The sequence below is a fragment of the Planomonospora alba genome (assembly GCF_039534085.1).
Lineage (GTDB): Bacteria > Actinomycetota > Actinomycetes > Streptosporangiales > Streptosporangiaceae > Planomonospora_B > Planomonospora_B alba.
Window position 1 is genome coordinate 1 of sequence record NZ_BAAAUT010000183.1, and the last position, 523, is coordinate 523.

Sequence of the window (523 nt, forward strand, 5' to 3'; positions counted from 1 at the left end):
CCAGCTCCGCCCGCCAGCGCTCCACCTCCGGCCACGGGATCTCGCCCCGGCGCAGCGCCAGCAGCCGGTCGCGGTGCCCCGTCCATCCGCACCAGCGGCTCGCCCTCGCGCATCAGGTGCAGCCCGCTGATCATCAGCCGGATCATGTGCATGGCCTGTTTCCATTTCGGCCGCGCGGGGTCGAGCCTGCGGAACTGGGCGTCGGCGTAGCCGGTGAACGTCCGGCAGGCGCGCCGGGACAGGAACGCCCGCCGGAGGGCGAGCAGGTCCTCGCCCGTCGGCGTGGTGCGCTCGACGAGCGGCGACCACAGGCACTCCAGGACCGTGGGGTTGGCCTCCAGCGCCAGCACGCAGAAGCGCTCGACCTCCCAGGAGAACTGCTCGGGCAGCGGCCCGTCGACGTGGGTCGGCGGCTTGTCCAGCCGCCAGAACAGCGGGGTCGGCGCGGCGAAGACGCCACGCCGGTCCACGTCGGACTCGCCGGTCTCCAGCCCGTACGCGCGGGAGCCGACCACCACCGACA

Annotated in this window: 1 protein-coding gene; it reads right to left on the reverse strand. The window is 73.8% G+C overall.

Annotated features, from left to right (window positions below):
• A partial coding sequence (locus tag ABD823_RS34525; RefSeq protein ID WP_344867179.1) for a nucleotidyltransferase domain-containing protein occupies positions 1 to 523 on the reverse strand: 523 nt, incomplete at both ends.